Origin of the sequence: Streptomyces sp. NPDC007095, from assembly GCF_040634475.1 — a bacterium.
In the GTDB taxonomy this organism is placed as follows: Bacteria; Actinomycetota; Actinomycetes; order Streptomycetales; family Streptomycetaceae; genus Streptomyces.
This window is the reverse complement of sequence record NZ_JBEYFS010000248.1, coordinates 1-16,832: the sequence shown is the minus strand read 5'-3', so window position 1 is coordinate 16,832 and position 16,832 is coordinate 1. Positions and strand designations below refer to the sequence as shown.

Annotated in this window: 17 protein-coding genes; 12 read left to right on the top strand and 5 right to left on the bottom strand. The window is 70.3% G+C overall.

The features are described 5' to 3' along the window. Nucleotides 1–162: 162 nt before the first annotated feature. Entirely contained in the window at nucleotides 163–930 is a 768-nt protein-coding gene (locus ABZ656_RS48620; RefSeq protein WP_101405382.1) for a potassium channel family protein, read from the top strand. Between the two features lie 281 nt (nucleotides 931–1,211). Here ABZ656_RS48620 and ABZ656_RS48615 read toward each other — a convergent pair whose 3' ends face one another. Beyond that, nucleotides 1,212–2,834 carry an MFS transporter gene (locus ABZ656_RS48615; protein ID WP_360277774.1) on the bottom strand — a complete coding sequence of 541 codons (1,623 nt, stop codon included), beginning with the start codon at nucleotides 2,832–2,834 and terminating at the stop codon, nucleotides 1,212–1,214. Nucleotides 2,835–2,947: 113 nt separating this feature from the next. Between ABZ656_RS48615 and ABZ656_RS48610 the strand changes: the two genes are divergently transcribed. The 3 genes from ABZ656_RS48610 to ABZ656_RS48600 all read left to right on the top strand — a co-directional run bounded on the left by ABZ656_RS48610 (nucleotide 2,948) and on the right by ABZ656_RS48600 (nucleotide 5,956). Then, a complete protein-coding gene (locus tag ABZ656_RS48610) occupies nucleotides 2,948–3,604 on the top strand; it encodes a TetR family transcriptional regulator (RefSeq protein ID WP_360277771.1) in 657 nt (218 codons plus the stop codon). A 213-nt stretch (nucleotides 3,605–3,817) separates the two neighbouring features. After that, nucleotides 3,818–5,035, top strand: a complete 1,218-nt coding sequence (locus ABZ656_RS48605) for an alpha/beta hydrolase (protein ID WP_101405379.1) — start codon at nucleotides 3,818–3,820, stop codon at nucleotides 5,033–5,035. A 57-nt stretch (nucleotides 5,036–5,092) separates the two neighbouring features. Beyond that, the gene (locus ABZ656_RS48600) at nucleotides 5,093–5,956 is read left to right on the top strand and encodes a DUF4429 domain-containing protein (protein ID WP_101405378.1); all 864 of its coding nucleotides are present in this window, start codon (nucleotides 5,093–5,095) and stop codon (nucleotides 5,954–5,956) included. 21 nt (nucleotides 5,957–5,977) lie between these two features. Here the strand turns inward: ABZ656_RS48600 and ABZ656_RS48595 are convergent, their stop codons facing one another. Both ABZ656_RS48595 and ABZ656_RS48590 read right to left on the bottom strand, forming a co-directional pair. Then, nucleotides 5,978–6,991: an aldo/keto reductase gene (locus ABZ656_RS48595; RefSeq protein ID WP_360277767.1), complete on the bottom strand. Its 1,014-nt coding sequence runs from the start codon at nucleotides 6,989–6,991 to the stop codon at nucleotides 5,978–5,980. Further along, nucleotides 6,988–7,476 (bottom strand): MerR family transcriptional regulator, encoded by a 489-nt coding sequence (locus ABZ656_RS48590; protein WP_101408168.1) that lies wholly within the window; start codon nucleotides 7,474–7,476, stop codon nucleotides 6,988–6,990. The genes ABZ656_RS48595 and ABZ656_RS48590 overlap by 4 nt, the downstream gene beginning before the upstream one ends. Nucleotides 7,477–7,608: 132 nt before the next feature. On the opposite strand from ABZ656_RS48590, the gene ABZ656_RS48585 reads away from it, so the two are divergent. Both ABZ656_RS48585 and ABZ656_RS48580 read left to right on the top strand, forming a co-directional pair. After that, nucleotides 7,609–8,094 carry a GNAT family N-acetyltransferase gene (locus ABZ656_RS48585; protein WP_101408167.1) on the top strand — a complete coding sequence of 162 codons (486 nt, stop codon included), beginning with the start codon at nucleotides 7,609–7,611 and terminating at the stop codon, nucleotides 8,092–8,094. 19 nt (nucleotides 8,095–8,113) lie between these two features. Then, nucleotides 8,114–8,938, top strand: a complete 825-nt coding sequence (locus ABZ656_RS48580; protein ID WP_360277762.1) for a serine hydrolase domain-containing protein — start codon at nucleotides 8,114–8,116, stop codon at nucleotides 8,936–8,938. 199 nt (nucleotides 8,939–9,137) lie between these two features. Here the strand turns inward: ABZ656_RS48580 and ABZ656_RS48575 are convergent, their stop codons facing one another. Further along, nucleotides 9,138–9,800, bottom strand: coding sequence for a pirin family protein (locus ABZ656_RS48575; RefSeq protein WP_360277777.1), 663 nt, complete (start codon nucleotides 9,798–9,800; stop codon nucleotides 9,138–9,140). A gap of 129 nt (nucleotides 9,801–9,929) precedes the next feature. Here ABZ656_RS48575 and fasR point away from each other — a divergent pair, with 129 nt between their 5' ends. The 5 genes from fasR to fabF all read left to right on the top strand — a co-directional run bounded on the left by fasR (nucleotide 9,930) and on the right by fabF (nucleotide 14,907). Further along, complete coding sequence (fasR, locus tag ABZ656_RS48570) at nucleotides 9,930–11,135, top strand: fatty acid biosynthesis transcriptional regulator FasR (protein WP_351697298.1); 1,206 nt, start codon at nucleotides 9,930–9,932, stop codon at nucleotides 11,133–11,135. A gap of 89 nt (nucleotides 11,136–11,224) precedes the next feature. Beyond that, on the top strand, nucleotides 11,225–12,151 hold the full coding sequence (locus ABZ656_RS48565; protein WP_101405372.1) for an ACP S-malonyltransferase: 927 nt from the start codon (nucleotides 11,225–11,227) through the stop codon (nucleotides 12,149–12,151). Nucleotides 12,152–12,171: 20 nt separating this feature from the next. Beyond that, nucleotides 12,172–13,203: a ketoacyl-ACP synthase III gene (locus ABZ656_RS48560; RefSeq protein ID WP_054231010.1), complete on the top strand. Its 1,032-nt coding sequence runs from the start codon at nucleotides 12,172–12,174 to the stop codon at nucleotides 13,201–13,203. A gap of 77 nt (nucleotides 13,204–13,280) precedes the next feature. Beyond that, nucleotides 13,281–13,529 carry an acyl carrier protein gene (locus ABZ656_RS48555; RefSeq protein ID WP_028800941.1) on the top strand — a complete coding sequence of 83 codons (249 nt, stop codon included), beginning with the start codon at nucleotides 13,281–13,283 and terminating at the stop codon, nucleotides 13,527–13,529. Between the two features lie 106 nt (nucleotides 13,530–13,635). Next, entirely contained in the window at nucleotides 13,636–14,907 is a 1,272-nt protein-coding gene (fabF, locus tag ABZ656_RS48550; RefSeq protein WP_101405371.1) for a beta-ketoacyl-ACP synthase II, read from the top strand. Between the two features lie 154 nt (nucleotides 14,908–15,061). Here fabF and ABZ656_RS48545 read toward each other — a convergent pair whose 3' ends face one another. After that, nucleotides 15,062–15,556 carry a DUF3145 domain-containing protein gene (locus tag ABZ656_RS48545; protein WP_067369479.1) on the bottom strand — a complete coding sequence of 165 codons (495 nt, stop codon included), beginning with the start codon at nucleotides 15,554–15,556 and terminating at the stop codon, nucleotides 15,062–15,064. Between the two features lie 256 nt (nucleotides 15,557–15,812). Here ABZ656_RS48545 and ABZ656_RS48540 point away from each other — a divergent pair, with 256 nt between their 5' ends. Further along, nucleotides 15,813–16,715 carry an SGNH/GDSL hydrolase family protein gene (locus ABZ656_RS48540; protein ID WP_101405370.1) on the top strand — a complete coding sequence of 301 codons (903 nt, stop codon included), beginning with the start codon at nucleotides 15,813–15,815 and terminating at the stop codon, nucleotides 16,713–16,715. The last annotated feature ends 117 nt before the right edge of the window (nucleotides 16,716–16,832 follow it).

The window sequence follows — 16,832 nt, the reverse complement described above, 5'->3', positions numbered from 1 at the left end:
GAGGGCCTGTGCCCGGCACGCCGAGAGCACGCACCTGACGCCGCAGGGCCCGCCCTCCGGGCGGACGACGGGAATTTGACGACAGGACCTAGGGGCGCGGGGAGCTGGGGCACCCAGTTTTCCGCGCCCCTTACGTGTGCTGTGTGCACCTACGATGCGCACATGAACGAGCAATCGGTGCAGGTCCGTTGGGAGCAGCGCACACAGCGGCCCCTGCTGGGGCTCGCGGTGGCCTTCGCCGTCGCCTATGCCGTGCCGATCGTGGACAGCGACGCGAGCCGTGGCCTGACGGGCGCGTGCACGGCCGTGGAGTGGACGGTGTGGGGCGCGTTCGCCGCCGACTATCTCGTGCGCCTCATACTCGTCCGGGACCGCAAGGACTTCGTCCGTACGCACTGGATGGACCTGTGCGCGGTGATCCTTCCGATCCTCCAGCCGCTGCGGCTGCTGCGGCTCGTCGCGACGCTCACGCTCGTCGGGCGCCGGGCTCGGATGGATCAGCAGATCCGGCTGACGACCTACGTCGGGGGCGCGGTCGTCGGGCTGCTGATGTTCGGCTCGCTCGCGGTGCTGTCGGTGGAGCGGGAGTCGCCGAACGGGAACATCAAGACGCTGGGTGACGCCGTGTGGTGGTCGTTCACCACGATGACGACGGTGGGGTACGGGGATCACGCGCCGACCACCGGCCTCGGGCGGATGATCGCGGTCGGGCTGATGCTCTCCGGGATCGCGCTGCTCGGTGTCGTGACCGCGAACATCGCCGCGTGGTTCATCTCGCGGTTCGAGAAGGACGACGTGGAGGAGCGGCGGCAGACGGCGGCGATCGAGTCGCTCACGGAGGAAGTGCGGGCGCTCCGTGCGGAGGTGGCCGCGCTGGCCGGTGGGGTTCGGCACCCGGTGCCGGGGGGTGCGGAAGAGCATTCGCGCTAACGCGCGGAGGGTTCGTTGTCGGGTGCGGGTCCGATGTGGCTGGGCGCGCAGTTCCCCGCGCCCCTGAAGGGGCGCCCTGGCCGGGCGCCCCACCCGCCCTCTCCGGACCGCGGGCGCGCCGCCCCCCTCCGGCAGCGCGCCGCAGTTCCGGTGGTCCTCCCATGTCGTGCGGAGGACTTGACCCACTGTGACGTGCGACGGCTGCCGACGGGAGGGATCTTCAGTGGTGTCACCCAGATAGGTGAAACCTGTACATAAAAGGGCTGGTCGGACGCGCGGACTCAGATATGGCCGGCGCCCGCCCCCGCCGCCTCGGCGTTCTCGCCCCGCTTGGTGAGGAGCGCGACGAAGACCGCCACGACGGCGACCCCGGCGGCGACCAGGCAGGCCAGGCTCATGCCGGAGATGAACGTGTCGTGGGCGACGGTCGTGATCTTCTCGGCGAGTGCGGCCGGGGTGCCCGGGGCGACCGGTGCGGCGCCGACCTGGACGGCTTCGGAGGCCTGGTCGAGCTGGGCCGGAGTGAGCGGCGGCAGCTTGGCGTCGGCCCAGTTGCCCGCGAGGTCGCTGTCGACCTTGGAGGCCATCACGGCGCCCAGCACGGCAGTACCGAGGCTGCCGCCGATCTGCATCGCGGCCTGCTGGAGACCGCCGGCCACGCCGGAGAGCTCCATCGGCGCGTTGCCCACGATGACCTCGGTGGCGCCGACCATGACCGGCGCGAGGCCGAGACCGAGACCGGCGAACCAGAGCGACATCACGGCGCCGCTGGTGCCCGTGTCCAGCGTGGACATGCCGTACATGGAGATCGCGGTGAGGGCCATGCCGCCCGCCAGCGGGATGCGCGGGCCCGTCTTGGTGATCAGCGCGCCGGCCAGCGGCGAGCCCACGATCATCATTCCGGTGAGCGGGAGGAGGTGCAGACCGGCGTCGACCGGGCTCATGCCGTGCACGTTCTGCAAGTAGAACGTGACAAAGAAAAGGCCGCCCAGGAAGGCGATGGCCATCAGCACCATGAGGACCACACCGGCCGACAGCGGTACGGAGCGGAACAGCCCCAGCGGGATCAGCGGCTCCTCGACCCGCTTCTCCCACAGGGCGAAGAGCACGAAGCCGAGCACCGAGGCGCCCAGGAACGTCCAGGTCAGGCCGGAGCCCCAGCCCCAGGCCGGGGCCTTGATGAGCGCCCAGACCAGGCAGAACATGGCGCCGGAGAGCAGCGCGATGCCCAGGACGTCGAAGGAGCGGGGGGCGTTCTCGGCGCGGTGGTCGAGGAGGATCATCAGGCCGAGGATCAGCGCGATGACGCCCACCGGCACGTTGATGAAGAACACCGACTGCCAGCTGACGTGCTGGACCAGCAGACCGCCGAGGATCGGGCCGCCCGCGGTGGAGGCGCCGATGACCATGCCCCAGATGCCGATCGCCATGTTCAGCTTCTCGGCCGGGAAGGTGGCCCTCAGCAGGCCGAGCGCGGCCGGCATCAGCAGCGCGCCGAACAGACCCTGGAAGACGCGGAAGGTGACGACCAGGGCGATGCTGCTGGAGAAGCCGATCGCGCCGGAGGCCGTGGCGAAACCGACCACGCCTATGAGGAAGGTCTGCCGGTGCCCGAAGCGGTCACCGAGCTTGCCCGCGGTGATCAGGGTGACCGCGAGCGCGAGGAAGTAGCCGTTGGTGATCCACTGGACGTCGGCGAAGCTCGCGCCCAGGTCCTTCTGGATGGCCGGGTTGGCGATGGCCACGATGGTGCCGTCCAGGGCGACCATCATGACGCCGACGGCAACGGTGAACAGGGTGAACCACGGATGGCCGCGCAGCCCGTCGGACGGCGCCTTGTCCGAGGGAGTGACCGGAGCCTTGTCCCCCGAACCCGTCGTGTCGATGGTGGTCTGACTAGTCATACCTTCGAGGCTAGTGACAGCCACTGACAGTTGACAAACCAATTCACAAGTCGGTAACTGTCACGTCACCCACCAGTACGCTGAGCTGGGCTGAAAGAACAGAAGAGGACCTCATGGAGACGACCGCCGACGAGACGTCGCCCCGGGCAGGCCTGCGCGAGCGCAAGAAGCAGCGCACCCGGGAGGCGCTGCTGCGGGCCGCCCTCGAACTGTTCACCACCCAGGGTTACGAGCGGACGACCGTCGACGAGATCGCGGAGGCCGTCGACGTCTCGCAGCGCACCTTCTTCCGCTACTTCACGGGCAAGGAGGAGGTCGCCCTGTTCACCCAGGGGGTCGCTGAGGCGCGCTTCCTCGCCGCCGTGCGCGAACGCCCGCCCCAGGAAGCCCCGTTGGAGGCGCTGCGTCGCGCCGTCCTGGAGGGCTGGGACACCATCGGCGAGTCGATCGAGTCCGTCGTGCCGCTCGAACTGCACATGCGCGCCTACCAGTTGATCGAGTCGACACCCGCCCTCCTCGCCGCCTATCTGCGTCGCTCCGCGGAACTGGAGGAGGAGATCGCGCGGGTCATCGCCGAGCGCGAGGGACTCGACGTGGACGCGGACCCGAGACCGCGCGTCGCGGTGGCCGTGTTCGGCGGAGTGATGCGTATCACGGGCCGCCTGTGGAGCGAGGGAACCGATCACAGCATCCCGGCGATCCGCGAGTTGACCACCGCTTACCTCGACCAGGTGGGGCCCGCGTTGGCGGAGAAGTGGCGCACGGAGTGACGCATGCGGTGACGTTGGAATGACGAACGGAGTGACGTGCCGAGTGACGTGCGAATGACGCACGGAACGCCACACGGAACGATCAACTCCGGGCACACAGCGTCACTACTTATCTGAAACTGAACCCGGTTTGCCCCAATTACCCTGCGAGAAACGTGATACCAGTCACTCGTTTAACGGGAGGCGCCAACCTTCTCCTAGGGTGTCCTCTCAGTGACTTCCTTCGACACATCCCCCCAACTGAACGTCTGGCGCGCACTGCTCGCGCTGGCCGTGGTGTTCGTGATGCTGGCCACAAGTGGCTGGACCGCACTCCAGGGCCATCGAGGGGCAACCCCTCTCCAGGCGTCCCGCTCCGCGTGGGAGCACGGCAGCGTCGCCGGACAGCGACTGCCTGACCCGGACTCCACGCCGAGCCGCCTCGCCCGCTTCTTCGCGTCCCTCGACGCCCGCGAGCGCACCGGTCTCGCCCACCGCTATCCGCTCGCGGTCGGCAACATGAACGGCGCGCCCGTACCCCTGCGCTACGAGGCCAACCGCGTCGCCATCGGCCAGCAGCGCAAGGTCGAGAAGAAGCGCATGCACGACAACCGGCTCTCGTCCCTGGGACAGCAGCAGGCCGGGCGCCGCATGCACCGCTACGAGGCGATGCTGCAGAAGGGGCGCGATTTCCTCGCCTTCGACCCCATGGGTTCGGGCCGGGTCGCGGAGGTCTTCGGAAACCTCGACCGGGCCGAGCGGATCTCCATCGTGGTGCCGGGCGTCGACACCGATCTGCTCACGTTCCAGCGCACCAACAAGAAGTACTCGGCGCCGGTCGGCATGGCGCAGGCCCTGTACGGGGCCGAGCACGCCGCCGCCCCCCTGGCCCGTACGGCCGTGATCGCCTGGGCCGACTACACCACGCCCAGCGGACTCGGCATGGACGCCGCCACCGGCAGCCGCGCCGAGGAGGGCGCGATCCGGCTGAACGCGCTGCTGCGCGCCCTGCCCGGCCGTGCACCCGTCGCGCTCTACTGCCACAGCTACGGCTCGGTGCTGTGCGGCCTCGCCGCCCGCACCATGCCCTCCCGGGTCTCCGACATAGCGGTCGCCGGCAGCCCCGGCATGCGGGCCCAGAAGGCGTCCTCGCTGCACACCACCGCCCGGGTCTGGGCGATGCGGGACTCCGGTGACTGGATCCAGGACGTGCCCTACCTCGAATTGGGGGGGCTCGGACACGGCGCCGACCCGGTGTCGAAGGCGTTCGGGGCCCGGGTGCTGTCCGCGCGGGGCGCGAACGGCCACGGAGGCTATTTCGAGCCGGGCACCGAGAGCCTGCGCAACTTCGCCGAGATCGGCATTGGCGCGTACCAGGCGGTGCAGTGCGCACACGAGGATGACGCGTGCCGACAGGGTTTGTCCGACGCCCCGGCGGTCGGACGCGCGTAGAGGACGAAGAACTGCGGTCCGCCCGGGGAGGCGACGCAGACGTGCGAGCCGCTTACGATGGCCCGCATGGGTGACGTACTGGCCGGATTTCATGCCGCCTGGGAGTTCGAGTCCGACTCCGTGCTCATCCGCTTCGAACGGGGGATCCGTTCGCCGAAGCTGTTCCAGGCGCTCGGCGAAAGGCGTATCCCCCTGGAGGCGATAGCGGGGGTCACACTGACGCCGGGCAAGCGCGGAACGGTCGTCCTGCACGCCGTGCCGCGAGCGGGCGCCGACCCGCTGATGGAGGCGGCCGCGGGGCAGCTGAAGGAAGGGGGCGATCCCTATCGGCTGGTGCTGCCGGCCGACCGGGAGACCCTCGCCGAGTACTACGCGGACGAACTGCGCGCCGCGCTCACCGAGGACGCCCAACCACCCGAGCGCTACCTCGTCGCGCCGCCCGAGGCGCCGCTGAACTTCAAGGCGTACGACGGAAAAGCCTCCTTCGACGGCAAGGCGGTGTCCTTCCGCTGGTTCTGGACGGGCGCGTCCTCCGCCAAGTGGAAGGCCGGCGACCAGAGCTTCCCGGTCACCGGCCTCAGCGGGGTCGAGTGGCGCTCCCCCGAGGTCTTCGAGGGCCATCTGCGGCTCCTGCGGCGCGAGCCCGCCACCGCACAGCCCGCCCAGGCGGACCAGGACCCGGCGGCGGTCGTCTTCGGCCTCGGTTACGGCCCCGTCCACGAGTCCCTCCCGTTCGCCGCGTCGGTCCTCGCGGCCGTACGGGCCTCGGCTCCCGCCCCGGTGACCGCGGCCGCGGCTCCCCGCCGCGACCCGGCCGACATCGCCGACCGCATCCGTCACCTCGGCGAACTCCACCAGGCGGGCCTGGTCACGGACGAGGAGTTCACGACGAAGAAGGCGGAACTGCTGGCCGAGCTCTGATGCCGGCTGCGGGGCGCGGCTCTACTCCCGCCCCGCCGACGAGAACGACATGTCCGCGTACCGCTCCCCGGCCACCTTCGAGGCGATCGGCTCCAGCACCGCCAACTCGTCCTCCGTCAGGACGATCCGCGTGGCCGCGGTGTTCTCCTCGACCCTGCTGCGCCTGCGCGTGCCCGGAATCGGCACCACCGGCAACCCGAGCGACGAAGCCTGCTGCTGCACCCAGGCCAGCGCGATCTGCCCCGGCGACGCCCCGTGCGCCTCGGCGACCGCACGCACCGGCTCCAGCAGCGCGGCGTTGGCGGCCGCGTTGTCGCCGGTGAAACGCGGCATCGTACGGCGGAAGTCGTCCGAGGTCAGATCCTCGGCGTGGACGAACGAACCGGTGAGGAAACCGCGCCCGAGCGGTGAGTACGGCACCAGAGCGACGCCCAGCTCACGGACCGCAGGCACCACGCCCGCCTCGATGTCCCTGCTGAACAGCGACCACTCCGACTGCACGGCCGCGATCGGGTGCACGGCGTGCGCGGCGCGCAGCTCCCCGCCGGTGACCTCGCTCAGCCCGAGGTGCTTGACCTTGCCCTCGCGCACCAGCTCGGCCATCGTGGCGACGGTCTCCTCGATGGGGATGTTCACGTCACGGCGGTGCATGTAGTAGAGGTCGATGACCTCGACGTCCAGCCGCCGCAGGCTCCCCTCGACGGCCCGGCGGATGTACGGCGTGTCGTTGCGGATGGTCCGCTTCGTCGGCTCGGCGGGATCACGGAAGATGCCGAACTTCGAGGCGAGGACCACCTCGTCGCGGTGCGCCTTGACGAAGGGCGAGATGAACTTCTCGTTCTCCCCCAGGCCGTACACGTCGGCCGTGTCGAAGAGCGTGACGCCGAGTTCCAGCGCCCGTTCCAGGGTGGCCCGGGCCTCGTCGGCGTCCGTGGGCCCGTACGCGGCGCTCATGCCCATACAGCCGAGGCCCTGTACGCCGACCTCGGGGCCGCCGGTGCCCAGCTCCACCTTTGCGATCTTGCCGTCCGTCATCGGGACCTCTCCGACGCCAGGGCACGCCCGGCGTCCGCGTAGAAACTGATCTTGTGGTCGAGAACCGCCAGGGTGTCCTGGAGCTCGGCGATCCGCGCCTTGACGTCCCGGCGGGTCGCCTCCAGGAGCTCGAAGCGCGCGATGTAGGTGTCGTCCCCCTCGCGCACCAGCTCCGCGTACCGGACCATGTCGGCGACCGGCATACCGGTGAGCCGGAGCTTGCCGACGAGGTCGAGCCAGTCCAGGTCGCGGTTGCTGTAGCGGCGCTGGCCGGTGTGCGAGCGGTCGATGTGCGGCATCAGCCCGATCCGCTCGTACCAGCGCAGGGTGTGCGCGGTGAGGCCGGTGAAGGCGACGACCTCGCTGATCGTGTAGTTGTCCTGGCCGTCCGGGCGCCGGTGCCGGTGAGGTGGGGCGGCGCAGTCCCGGGTACGCGTACTGGTGCCGGTCTCGGCGGCCTCGGCCGTGGTCTCCATCACCGTCATGACCTCCACGCTAAAACCTTCGAGTGCACTCGAAGCAAGCGGATTCGGGTGAGAACTCGTGCGGCGACGTCCGACGGACGTCCGCCGAAAATACGGAGACGTGCGCGGGGCACCCTGACTACGGTGCGGATCATGAGTCTCGTACGCCGTGCCGTGCCCGAGGACGCCGAGGAAGTACTGCGCCTGCGCCAGGTGATGATCGACTCGGTCTTCGCCTCCGCCGGCCCCCCGTCCACCGAGTGGCACGCCCAGTCCCTCCCGACCGTACGCGGCAGGCTCGCCGACCCCGACGGGGACTTCGCGGCCTTCGTCGTGGACCACCCGGACCACCCCGACCGGCCCGGCGCTCTGGCGGCGCTCGTCGCGGGGACGGTCGAGTACCGGATCGGGCGCGCGGGCAATCCGCACGGCGCGGTCGGGCACGTCTTCAGCGTCGCGACCGATCCGGACGCGCGGCGGCGGGGGTACGCGCGAGCGTGCATGGAGACGCTCCTCGACTGGTTCCGCGAACGGGACGTCCTCCAGGTCGACCTCAACGCGTCCGCCGCGGCCGAGCCGCTGTACGCCTCGCTCGGATTCGTCCGCAAGCCCGACCCGTCGATGCGGCTGCAGCTGTGAGCCGCTTAGGCTCTTAGGCATGTCTTTGCAGCGCAGCCTGGCGTCGATCGAGAACTGGCCCGTTCCCACGGCGGCCGCGGCCGTCGTCCGCGCGGACGGGGAGGTGCTCGGGTCGCACGGCCTCGTCGATCACCGTTTCGCCCTCGCCTCGGTCACCAAGCCGCTGGCCGCGTACGCCGCGCTCGTCGCGTACGAGGAGGGGGCGATCGAGCTCGACGAGCCTGCCGGGCCGGCCGGGTCGACGGTCCGTCATCTCCTCGCGCACACCTCCGGGCTCGCGTTCGACGAGCACCGGGTGACGGCCGCGCCCGGGGAGCGGCGGCTGTACTCCAACGCCGGGTTCGAGGTGCTCGGGGACCATGTCGCCAAGGCGACCGACATCCCCTTCGGGGAGTATCTGCGGCAGGCGGTGCTGGAGCCGCTGGGGATGACGAGGACGTCGCTGGACGGCTCGCCCGCGAAGGACGGGGTGTCGACGGTGGCGGACCTGGTGCGCTTCGCGGCCGAGGTGCAGGCGCCGCGGCTGCTGGACCCGCGTACGGTCTTGGAGGCCATGACCGTCCAGTACCCCGGTACGAAGGGGGTGCTGCCCGGGTACGGCCACCAGAACCCCAACGACTGGGGGCTCGGCTTCGAGATCCGCGACTCCAAGTCCCCCCACTGGACGGGGGTTTCCTCCTCGCCCCGGACCTTCGGTCACTTCGGGCAGTCCGGTACGTTCCTGTGGATCGACCCGGTGGCGGGCGCGGCGTGCGTCGCCCTCACGGACCGCGCGTTCGGAGCCTGGGCGACGGAAGCGTGGACCCCGTTCACGGACACCGTACTGACAGCCCTACGAGCCTGATCCCACCGTTTTCCTCGCCCCCGCCGCCCCTACCCGTCCGATCCCTGCCTGGGGGCTCCGCCCCCAGCCCGCCGCGTCGGCCTGAACGGCCTCGTCCTCACACGACGGACGGGCTGAAAGATGCGCGCAGCGACGCTTAGGGGCGCGGGGAACCGCGCGACCAGTCTCCACCGCCCGCAGCCGAAGAACTGCCCGGGAGTCAGATCGTGGGGGTCATCTCCCACAGCAACAGTTCCGCCGGGGCGCCCGCCACCGCTTCCAGGTCCTTGGCGTCGGTGATGCGGGCCGCGTCGCCGGGGCCCAGTTCCTCGCCGTCCAGGAGCACTTCGCCCCGGACGACATGGACGTACACGAACCCCGCATCCGGCACCGCCGTCCGCTCCCCCGCTGCCAGCCTCCGCACATGAAGCATCGCACCGGCTTCGGGGACGGCGTACGGCGTGGAGTCCGCGATGCCGTGGACGACTTCGTAGGACGGTTCGCCGCCGGGTGACAACGGGGCCAGCCACATCTGGACGAAGACGAGGGGGACAGAGCCGTCGTTGCGTTCCACGTGCCGGACGCCGCCCGCGGAGCTGAGCCGCTGGACGTCTCCGGGGCGGACCACCGACTCGTGGCCCGCCGAGTCGCGATGGGTCAGCTCCCCCTCCACCACCCACGTCACGATCTCGGTGTGGCTGTGCGGATGTTCGTCGAAGCCGGCGCCGGGCGCGAGCGACTCCTCGTTGCAGGCGATCACCGCACCGAAGCGGAGGTTGTCGGGGTCGTAGTGCGGTCCGAAGGAGAAGGCGTGGAAGGAGATGATCCCGGCGTCCGGGTCACCTCCGTGGTAGCGCTCGTCGGCGCGCCGTACGTCCATCAGATCCGCTCGTTCCGCCGTCGTCGCCGTACGTCCGTCACAACGGACACCGTAGCCCCGCCCCAGGCCCTCCCCCCGCCTACTTGCGACCCGCCGCCGCACGCCTCCGTCCTGATAAGGCAGTCTTGTCCCGTGCCCGAACCCGAATCCAGCAACACCGAGCGCCCAGCGCACGACATCCACGCGCACTCCGCGACCCTGAAGCGGCTGGAGAAGTCCTCCGGCAGTCTCGCCGCCCAGGCCATCGCGCGGATGGACGAGACGCTGCCGTGGTACCGGGCCATGCCACCGGAGAACCGTTCCTGGATCGGGCTCGTCGCTCAGGCCGGTATCGCGGCCTTCACCGAGTGGTTCCGGCGCCCGAACGCCCCGCAGGCCATCTCCACCGATGTGTTCGGGACCGCGCCACGCGAGCTGACCAGGGCTATCACCCTGCGGCAGACCGTGGAGATGGTGCGCACGACCATCGAGGTCATGGAGAGCGCGATCGACGAGGTCGCCGCCCCGGGGGACGAGTCCGTACTGCGCGAGGCGCTGCTCGTGTACGCCCGGGAGATCGCCTTCGCCACCGCCCAGGTGTACGCGCAGGCCGCCGAGGCCCGGGGCGCCTGGGACGCCCGCCTCGAATCGCTCGTCGTGAACGCCGTGCTCTCCGGCGAGGCCGACGAGGGTGCCGTCAGCCGGGCCGCCGCCCTCGGGTGGAACTCGCCCGAACATGTCTGCGTGGTGCTGGGTACGGCGCCCGACGGTGACAGCGAGCTGACGGTCGAGGCGATCCGGCGGGCGGCCCGGCACGCCAAGCTCCAGGTGCTCACCGGTGTGCTCGGGGACCGGCTCGTGGTCATCGCGGGGGGCAACGACAATCCGCTCGGGGTCGCGAAGTCGTTGATCGGGCCGTATGCCGCCGGGCCCGTCGTCGCGGGGCCGATCGTGCCCGATCTGCTCGCCGCGACCCGCTCCGCGCAGGCCGCCGCCGCCGGGCTGAAAGCGTGTTTCGCCTGGCAGGACGCCCCGCGCCCGGTTCTGGCGGACGATCTGCTGCCGGAGCGCGCGATCGCCTCGGACCCCTCGGCCCGCGAGCAACTGGTGGAGGAGATCTACAGACCGCTCGAGGAGGCCGGCTCCGCGCTGCTGGAAACGCTCAGTGTCTATCTGGAACAGGCGAGCAGTCTCGAAGGCGCGGCCCGGATGCTCTTCGTTCACCCCAACACCGTGCGCTACCGGCTCCGACGTGTGACTGACGTCACCGGTTGGTCGCCTTCGGATGTACGATCCGCGTTCACACTGCGGATCGCGCTGATCCTGGGGCGTCTGGCCGATGGGGATCCTCAAGCCTAGGCTTTTGTCGGGGCTCTACAATTCCCCTTCGTGTTCTTCGTCCCTGTCCCCACGGGCGGCCGTGGCCGTCCACAAGAGAGAGTGTGAGAGTGCTCGTACTCGTCGCTCCCGGCCAGGGCGCTCAGACGCCTGGCTTCCTGACCCCTTGGCTCGATCTCCCCGGTGCCGCCGACCGCCTCGCCGCGTGGTCGGACGCCATCGGGCTCGACCTTGCCCGCTACGGCACGCAGGCAGACGCGGACGAGATCCGGGACACGGCTGTCGCGCAGCCGCTCCTGGTCGCCGCCGGTCTCCTCTCCGCCGCCGCGCTCGGTGACGTCGCCGAGCTCGGCCCCGGTGCCGTCGCCGGTCACAGCGTCGGTGAGATCACCGCCGCCGCGTTCGCGGGCGTGCTCGACGCCACGGCCGCGCTGAAGCTCGTGCGCACCCGGGGCCTGGCGATGGCCGAGGCAGCCGCGATCACCGAGACCGGTATGTCGGCGCTGCTCGGCGGGGACCCCGAGACCACGGTCCCGCACCTGGAGAAGCTCGGTCTGACCCCGGCGAACGTGAACGGCGGGGGCCAGATCGTGGCCGCCGGCACGCTGGAGCAGCTGGCCGCACTGGAGGCGGACAAGCCCGAGGGCGTCCGGCGCGTGGTGGCCCTGAAGGTCGCCGGCGCGTTCCACACGCACCACATGGCGCCCGCGGTCGAGACGCTGGCACGGGCCGCCGAGGCCCTGAGCCCCGTGGACCCGAAGACCGCGTACGTCTCGAACAAGGACGGCAAGACCGTCACGACCGGCGCCGAGGTCGTGCAGCGACTGGTCGGCCAGGTCGCGAACCCGGTCCGCTGGGACCTGTGCATGGAGACCTTCCAGGAGCTCGGCGCGACCGCGCTGATCGAGGTCTGCCCGGGCGGCACCCTGACCGGGCTCGCCAAGCGCGCGCTGCCGGGTGTGAAGACCCTGGCGCTGAAGACCCCCGACGACCTCGACGCGGCTCGCGAGCTCATCGCAGAGCACGCCTCCGCCTAGGCCTAAGGAGCCGACAGAGCATGTCGAAGATCAGGCCCAGCAAGGGCGCCCCGTACGCGCGGATCCTGGGTGTGGGCGGCTACCGTCCCGTCCGGGTCGTGCCGAACGAGGTGATCCTCGAGACGATCGACTCCTCCGACGAGTGGATCCGCTCGCGCTCCGGCATCGAGACCCGCCACTGGGCCTCCGACGAGGAGACCGTCGCCGCGATGTCGATCGAGGCGTCCGGCAAGGCCATCGCCGACGCCGGGATCAACGCGGACCAGATCGGCGCCGTGGTCGTCTCGACCGTCTCGCACTTCAGCCAGACTCCGGCCGTCGCGACGGAGATCGCCGACAAGCTCGGCACGCAGAAGGCCGCCGCCTTCGACATCTCCGCCGGCTGCGCGGGCTTCGGCTACGGCCTCACGCTCGCCAAGGGCATGATCGTCGAGGGTTCCGCGGAGTACGTCCTCGTCATCGGCGTGGAGCGGCTGTCCGACCTGACCGACCTGGAGGACCGTGCGACGGCCTTCCTGTTCGGTGACGGCGCCGGCGCGGTCGTCGTGGGCCCCTCCGAGGAGCCGCACATCGGCCCGACCGTGTGGGGCAGCGAGGGCGACAAGGCCGGCACGATCAAGCAGACCGTGCCGTGGGACCGTTTCCGCATCGGCGACGTGTCGGAGCTTCCGCTCGACTCCAAGGGCGAGATCAAGTTCCCTGCGATCACGCAGGAGGGCCAGGCGGTGTTCCGCTGGGCCGTGTTCGAGATGGCGAAGGTCGCCCAGCAGGCGCTGGACGCGGCCGGAATCACCGCGGACGACCTGGACGTCTTCATTCCCCACCAGGCCAACGAGCGGATCATCGACTCGATGGTGAAGACGTTGAAACTGCCGCAGCACGTCACGGTCGCGCGTGACGTACGCACCACCGGCAACACCTCGGCCGCCTCGATCCCGCTCGCGATGGAGCGGCTTCTGGCGACCGGCGAGGCGAAGAGCGGCGACACCGCGCTCGTCATCGGCTTCGGGGCGGGTCTCGTGTACGCCGCGACGGTCGTTACCCTCCCCTAGGCACTCCGTGCCGGATCATCCGGTCCGTACGGAATACCGCCAACCCTCTCTGGATACACACCGAAGGAGCGCCTGACATGGCCGCCACTCAGGAAGAGATCGTCGAAGGTCTCGCCGAGATCGTGAACGAGATCGCCGGGATCCCCACCGAGGACGTCCAGCTGGACAAGTCCTTCACCGACGACCTGGACGTCGACTCGCTGTCCATGGTCGAGGTCGTCGTCGCCGCCGAAGAGCGCTTCGACGTCAAGATCCCGGACGACGACGTCAAGAACCTCAAGACCGTCGGCGACGCGACCGACTACATCCTCAAGCACCAGGCCTGATCCAGCGATCGGGCCTGGTTCGCCCGGCCCGGTCCACCGATCAGTCCGTTGCCCCGCCACCCGGCGGTGGCGCCGCTGAATCCTCGTATTTGGAGAAAGAATTCCCGTGAGCTCGACCAATCGCACCGTGGTCGTCACCGGTATCGGCGCAACCACACCGCTGGGTGGCGACGCAGCCTCTACCTGGGAGGGCCTCGTCGCCGGCAAGTCCGGTGTCCGCGCCCTGGAGCAGGACTGGGCCGCCGACCAGGCGGTCCGTATCGCGGCGCAGATCGCCGTGGAGCCGGGCGAGGTCATCCCCCGCCCGCAGGCCCGCCGTCTCGACCGCTCGGCGCAGTTCGCTCTGATCGCCGCCAAGGAAGCCTGGGCCGACGCCGGTTTCACCGACAAGGCCGGCGACGACGCCTCCGTCGACCCGGACCGGCTCGGCACCGTCATCGCCTCCGGCATCGGTGGCGTGACGACGCTGCTCGACCAGTACGACGTGCTGAAGGAGAAGGGCGTCCGCCGCGTCTCCCCGCACACCGTTCCCATGCTCATGCCGAACGGCCCGTCCGCCAACGTGGGCCTGCTCGTCGGCGCCCGCGCCGGCGTGCACACCCCCGTCTCGGCCTGCGCCTCGGGCGCCGAGGCCATCGGCTACGCCATCGAGATGATCCGCACCGGGCGCGCCGACGTCGTCGTCGCCGGTGGTACGGAGGCGGCGATCCACCCGCTGCCCATCGCCGCGTTCGGCAACATGATGGCGATGTCCAAGAACAACGACGACCCGCAGGGCGCCTCGCGCCCCTACGACGTGGCCCGTGACGGCTTCGTCCTCGGTGAGGGCGCCGGCGTCCTCGTCCTGGAGTCCGCCGAGCACGCCGCGGCGCGCGGGGCCCGGGTGTACGCGGAGGCGGTCGGCCAGGGCATCTCCGCCGACGGCCACGACATCGTGCAGCCGGAGCCGGAGGGGCGCGGCATCTCCCGCGCCCTGCAGAACCTGCTCGACAACACCGACCTGGACCCGGCCGAGATCGTGCACGTGAACGCGCACGCGACCTCGACGCCCGCCGGTGACGTGGCGGAACTGAAGGCGCTGCGCAAGGTCTTCGGTGACGAGGCCGACCACATGGCGGTCTCCGCGACCAAGTCGATGACCGGTCATCTCCTCGGTGGCGCGGGGGGTGTGGAGTCGGTGGCGTCGGTGCTGGCGCTGTACAACCGGATCGCTCCGCCGACCATCAACGTGGAGAACCTCGACCCCGAGGCCGAGGCGAACGCCGACATCGTGCGCGGGGAGGCTCGCAAGCTGCCTGTCGAGGGCCGCATCGCGGCCCTGAACGACTCGTTCGGGTTCGGTGGGCACAACGTGGTGCTGGCGTTCCGTACGATCTGAGATGTGCGGTAGTTGTACTGAACGGGTGTGGCCCGGACTCCCTGGTGGAGTTCGGGCCACATTCGCTTGTTCGTCGGGTGCGGGGCGGTGGGGGCTCGTCGCGCCCACGCGGCGGAGCCGCATAGGTCACAGCCCCGCGCCCCTTTGGGGCGCGTCAGACCACCTGGTGGAGCCAGCGGACCGGAGCGCCCTCGCCTGCGTAGCGGAAGGGTTCCAGCTCGTCGTCCCAGGGCTTGCCCAGGAGTTTGGCGAGGTCGGACTCCAGGTCGCTCTCGCCCCGCTGGGAGCGCAGGAGGGCGGCGCGCAGGCGGTCCTCGGGGATCAGGATGTCGCCGTGGATTCCGGTGACGGCGTGGAAGATGCCCAGTTCGGGGGTGCAGCTGTAGCGCTCGCCCTCGGCCGTGGGGCAGGGTTCGGCGGTGACCTCGAAGCGCAGCATCTGCCAGCCGCGCAGCGCGGAGGCCAGCTTGGAGGCGGTGCCCACCTCGCCCTTCCAGGAGAACTCGGATCTCCAGGTGCCCGGCGCGGCGGGCTGCCGGATCCAGTCGAGGTTGACGCGGGTACCGAGCACGCCCGCGACCGCCCACTCGACGTGCGGGCACAGCGCGCGGGGCGCGGAGTGCACGTAGAGAACTCCACGTGTCGTCACTGGGGCCTCCGGACAGAGCGAGACATCTTGTAACTTAGCGGAACGGCAGTGGCAGGGCGGCCACGTGGCGAGGCTACCGTGCGGCGGCGCAAGGAGTGTGACGTACCGTCGGTCCCAGCGCCCAGAAACATTGAGGTTTCACCCAAGGGGACGCGGTGCGACCGGTTGTGTACTGCGGGGTGTCGGCCAACCGTGTCGCATGGGTGCTGAGCAATGGTGCTGAGCAATCGTGCTTGACGAACGAGGGGACCAGGGGATGCGTCACAGGAGTCACCGTTCTCGGGCCGTCCTGGCCATCGCGTCGGCGGCTCTCCTCGGTGTCGCCGTCACCGGCTGCGACGCCGTCGGTGACAACTCCCCGGCGCCCGGGGGCACGACGGCCAAGGCGTTCCCGAAGCCGGCCCCCGCCTGGGACCGCAGCCCGAAGTCGATGGCCGCCGTCGGGGACTCCATCACCCGCGGCTTCGACGCGTGCACCGTGCTGTCCGACTGTCCGGAGGTGTCCTGGGCGACGGGCAGCGACACGAAGGTCAAGAGCCTCGCCGTACGGCTGCTCGGGCAGGCCGGGGCCGCCGAACGCAGCTGGAACTACGCGGTGACCGGCGCCCGGATGGCGGATCTCCCCGACCAGATGGCAAAGGCCGTCACGAACAAGCCGGAGCTGGTGACCGTGATGGCGGGCGCGAACGACGCCTGCCGCTCGTCGGTGTCGGCGATGACACCCGTCGCCGAGTTCCGCGCCGAGTTCGAGGACGCCATGGACACGCTGCGCCATGCGCTGCCCAAGACCCAGGTGTACGTGTCGAGCGTGCCGGATCTGAAGCGGTTGTGGTCCGAGGGGCGGAGCAACCCGCTGGGCAAGCAGATCTGGAAGCTGGGCATCTGCCCCTCGATGCTGAGCGACGCGGACTCGCTGACCACGGCGGCGATGCGGCGGCGCACGACGGTGCAGGACCGGGTGGAGGCGTACAACCAGGTCCTGAAGGAGGTGTGCGCCAAGGACCAGCACTGCCGCTTCGACGGGGGCGCGGTCTTCGACTACCGCTTCGGCACGGACCAGCTGAGCCACTGGGACTGGTTCCACCCGAGCAGGGACGGGCAGGCGCGGCTCGCGGAGATGGCCTACCGGGTGGTGACGGCGACGAAGCCGGTGAGCTAGGACCTGTCGTTCGGATCCTTGGCCTAGGCCCTGTCGTCAAATTCCCGTCTGCCCCGCGACGCCATGCACGCACTCTCACCGCACCAGGCACAGACCCAAGTACGTCCAGTACGAGGG

What these genes read in the sequence shown, in the direction of transcription:
- ABZ656_RS48560 (WP_054231010.1), top strand. Translation starts at nt 12,172, where the DNA reads ATGTCGAAGATCAGGCCCAGCAAGGGCGCCCCGTACGCGCGGATCCTG.
- ABZ656_RS48540 (WP_101405370.1), top strand. Translation starts at nt 15,813, where the DNA reads ATGCGTCACAGGAGTCACCGTTCTCGGGCCGTCCTGGCCATCGCGTCG.
- ABZ656_RS48555 (WP_028800941.1), top strand. Translation starts at nt 13,281, where the DNA reads ATGGCCGCCACTCAGGAAGAGATCGTCGAAGGTCTCGCCGAGATCGTG.
- ABZ656_RS48585 (WP_101408167.1), top strand. Translation starts at nt 7,609, where the DNA reads ATGAGTCTCGTACGCCGTGCCGTGCCCGAGGACGCCGAGGAAGTACTG.
- ABZ656_RS48615 (WP_360277774.1), bottom strand. Translation starts at nt 2,834, where the DNA reads ATGACTAGTCAGACCACCATCGACACGACGGGTTCGGGGGACAAGGCT.
- ABZ656_RS48610 (WP_360277771.1), top strand. Translation starts at nt 2,948, where the DNA reads ATGGAGACGACCGCCGACGAGACGTCGCCCCGGGCAGGCCTGCGCGAG.
- ABZ656_RS48600 (WP_101405378.1), top strand. Translation starts at nt 5,093, where the DNA reads ATGGCCCGCATGGGTGACGTACTGGCCGGATTTCATGCCGCCTGGGAG.
- ABZ656_RS48590 (WP_101408168.1), bottom strand. Translation starts at nt 7,476, where the DNA reads ATGACGGTGATGGAGACCACGGCCGAGGCCGCCGAGACCGGCACCAGT.
- ABZ656_RS48620 (WP_101405382.1), top strand. Translation starts at nt 163, where the DNA reads ATGAACGAGCAATCGGTGCAGGTCCGTTGGGAGCAGCGCACACAGCGG.
- ABZ656_RS48595 (WP_360277767.1), bottom strand. Translation starts at nt 6,991, where the DNA reads ATGACGGACGGCAAGATCGCAAAGGTGGAGCTGGGCACCGGCGGCCCC.
- ABZ656_RS48580 (WP_360277762.1), top strand. Translation starts at nt 8,114, where the DNA reads ATGTCTTTGCAGCGCAGCCTGGCGTCGATCGAGAACTGGCCCGTTCCC.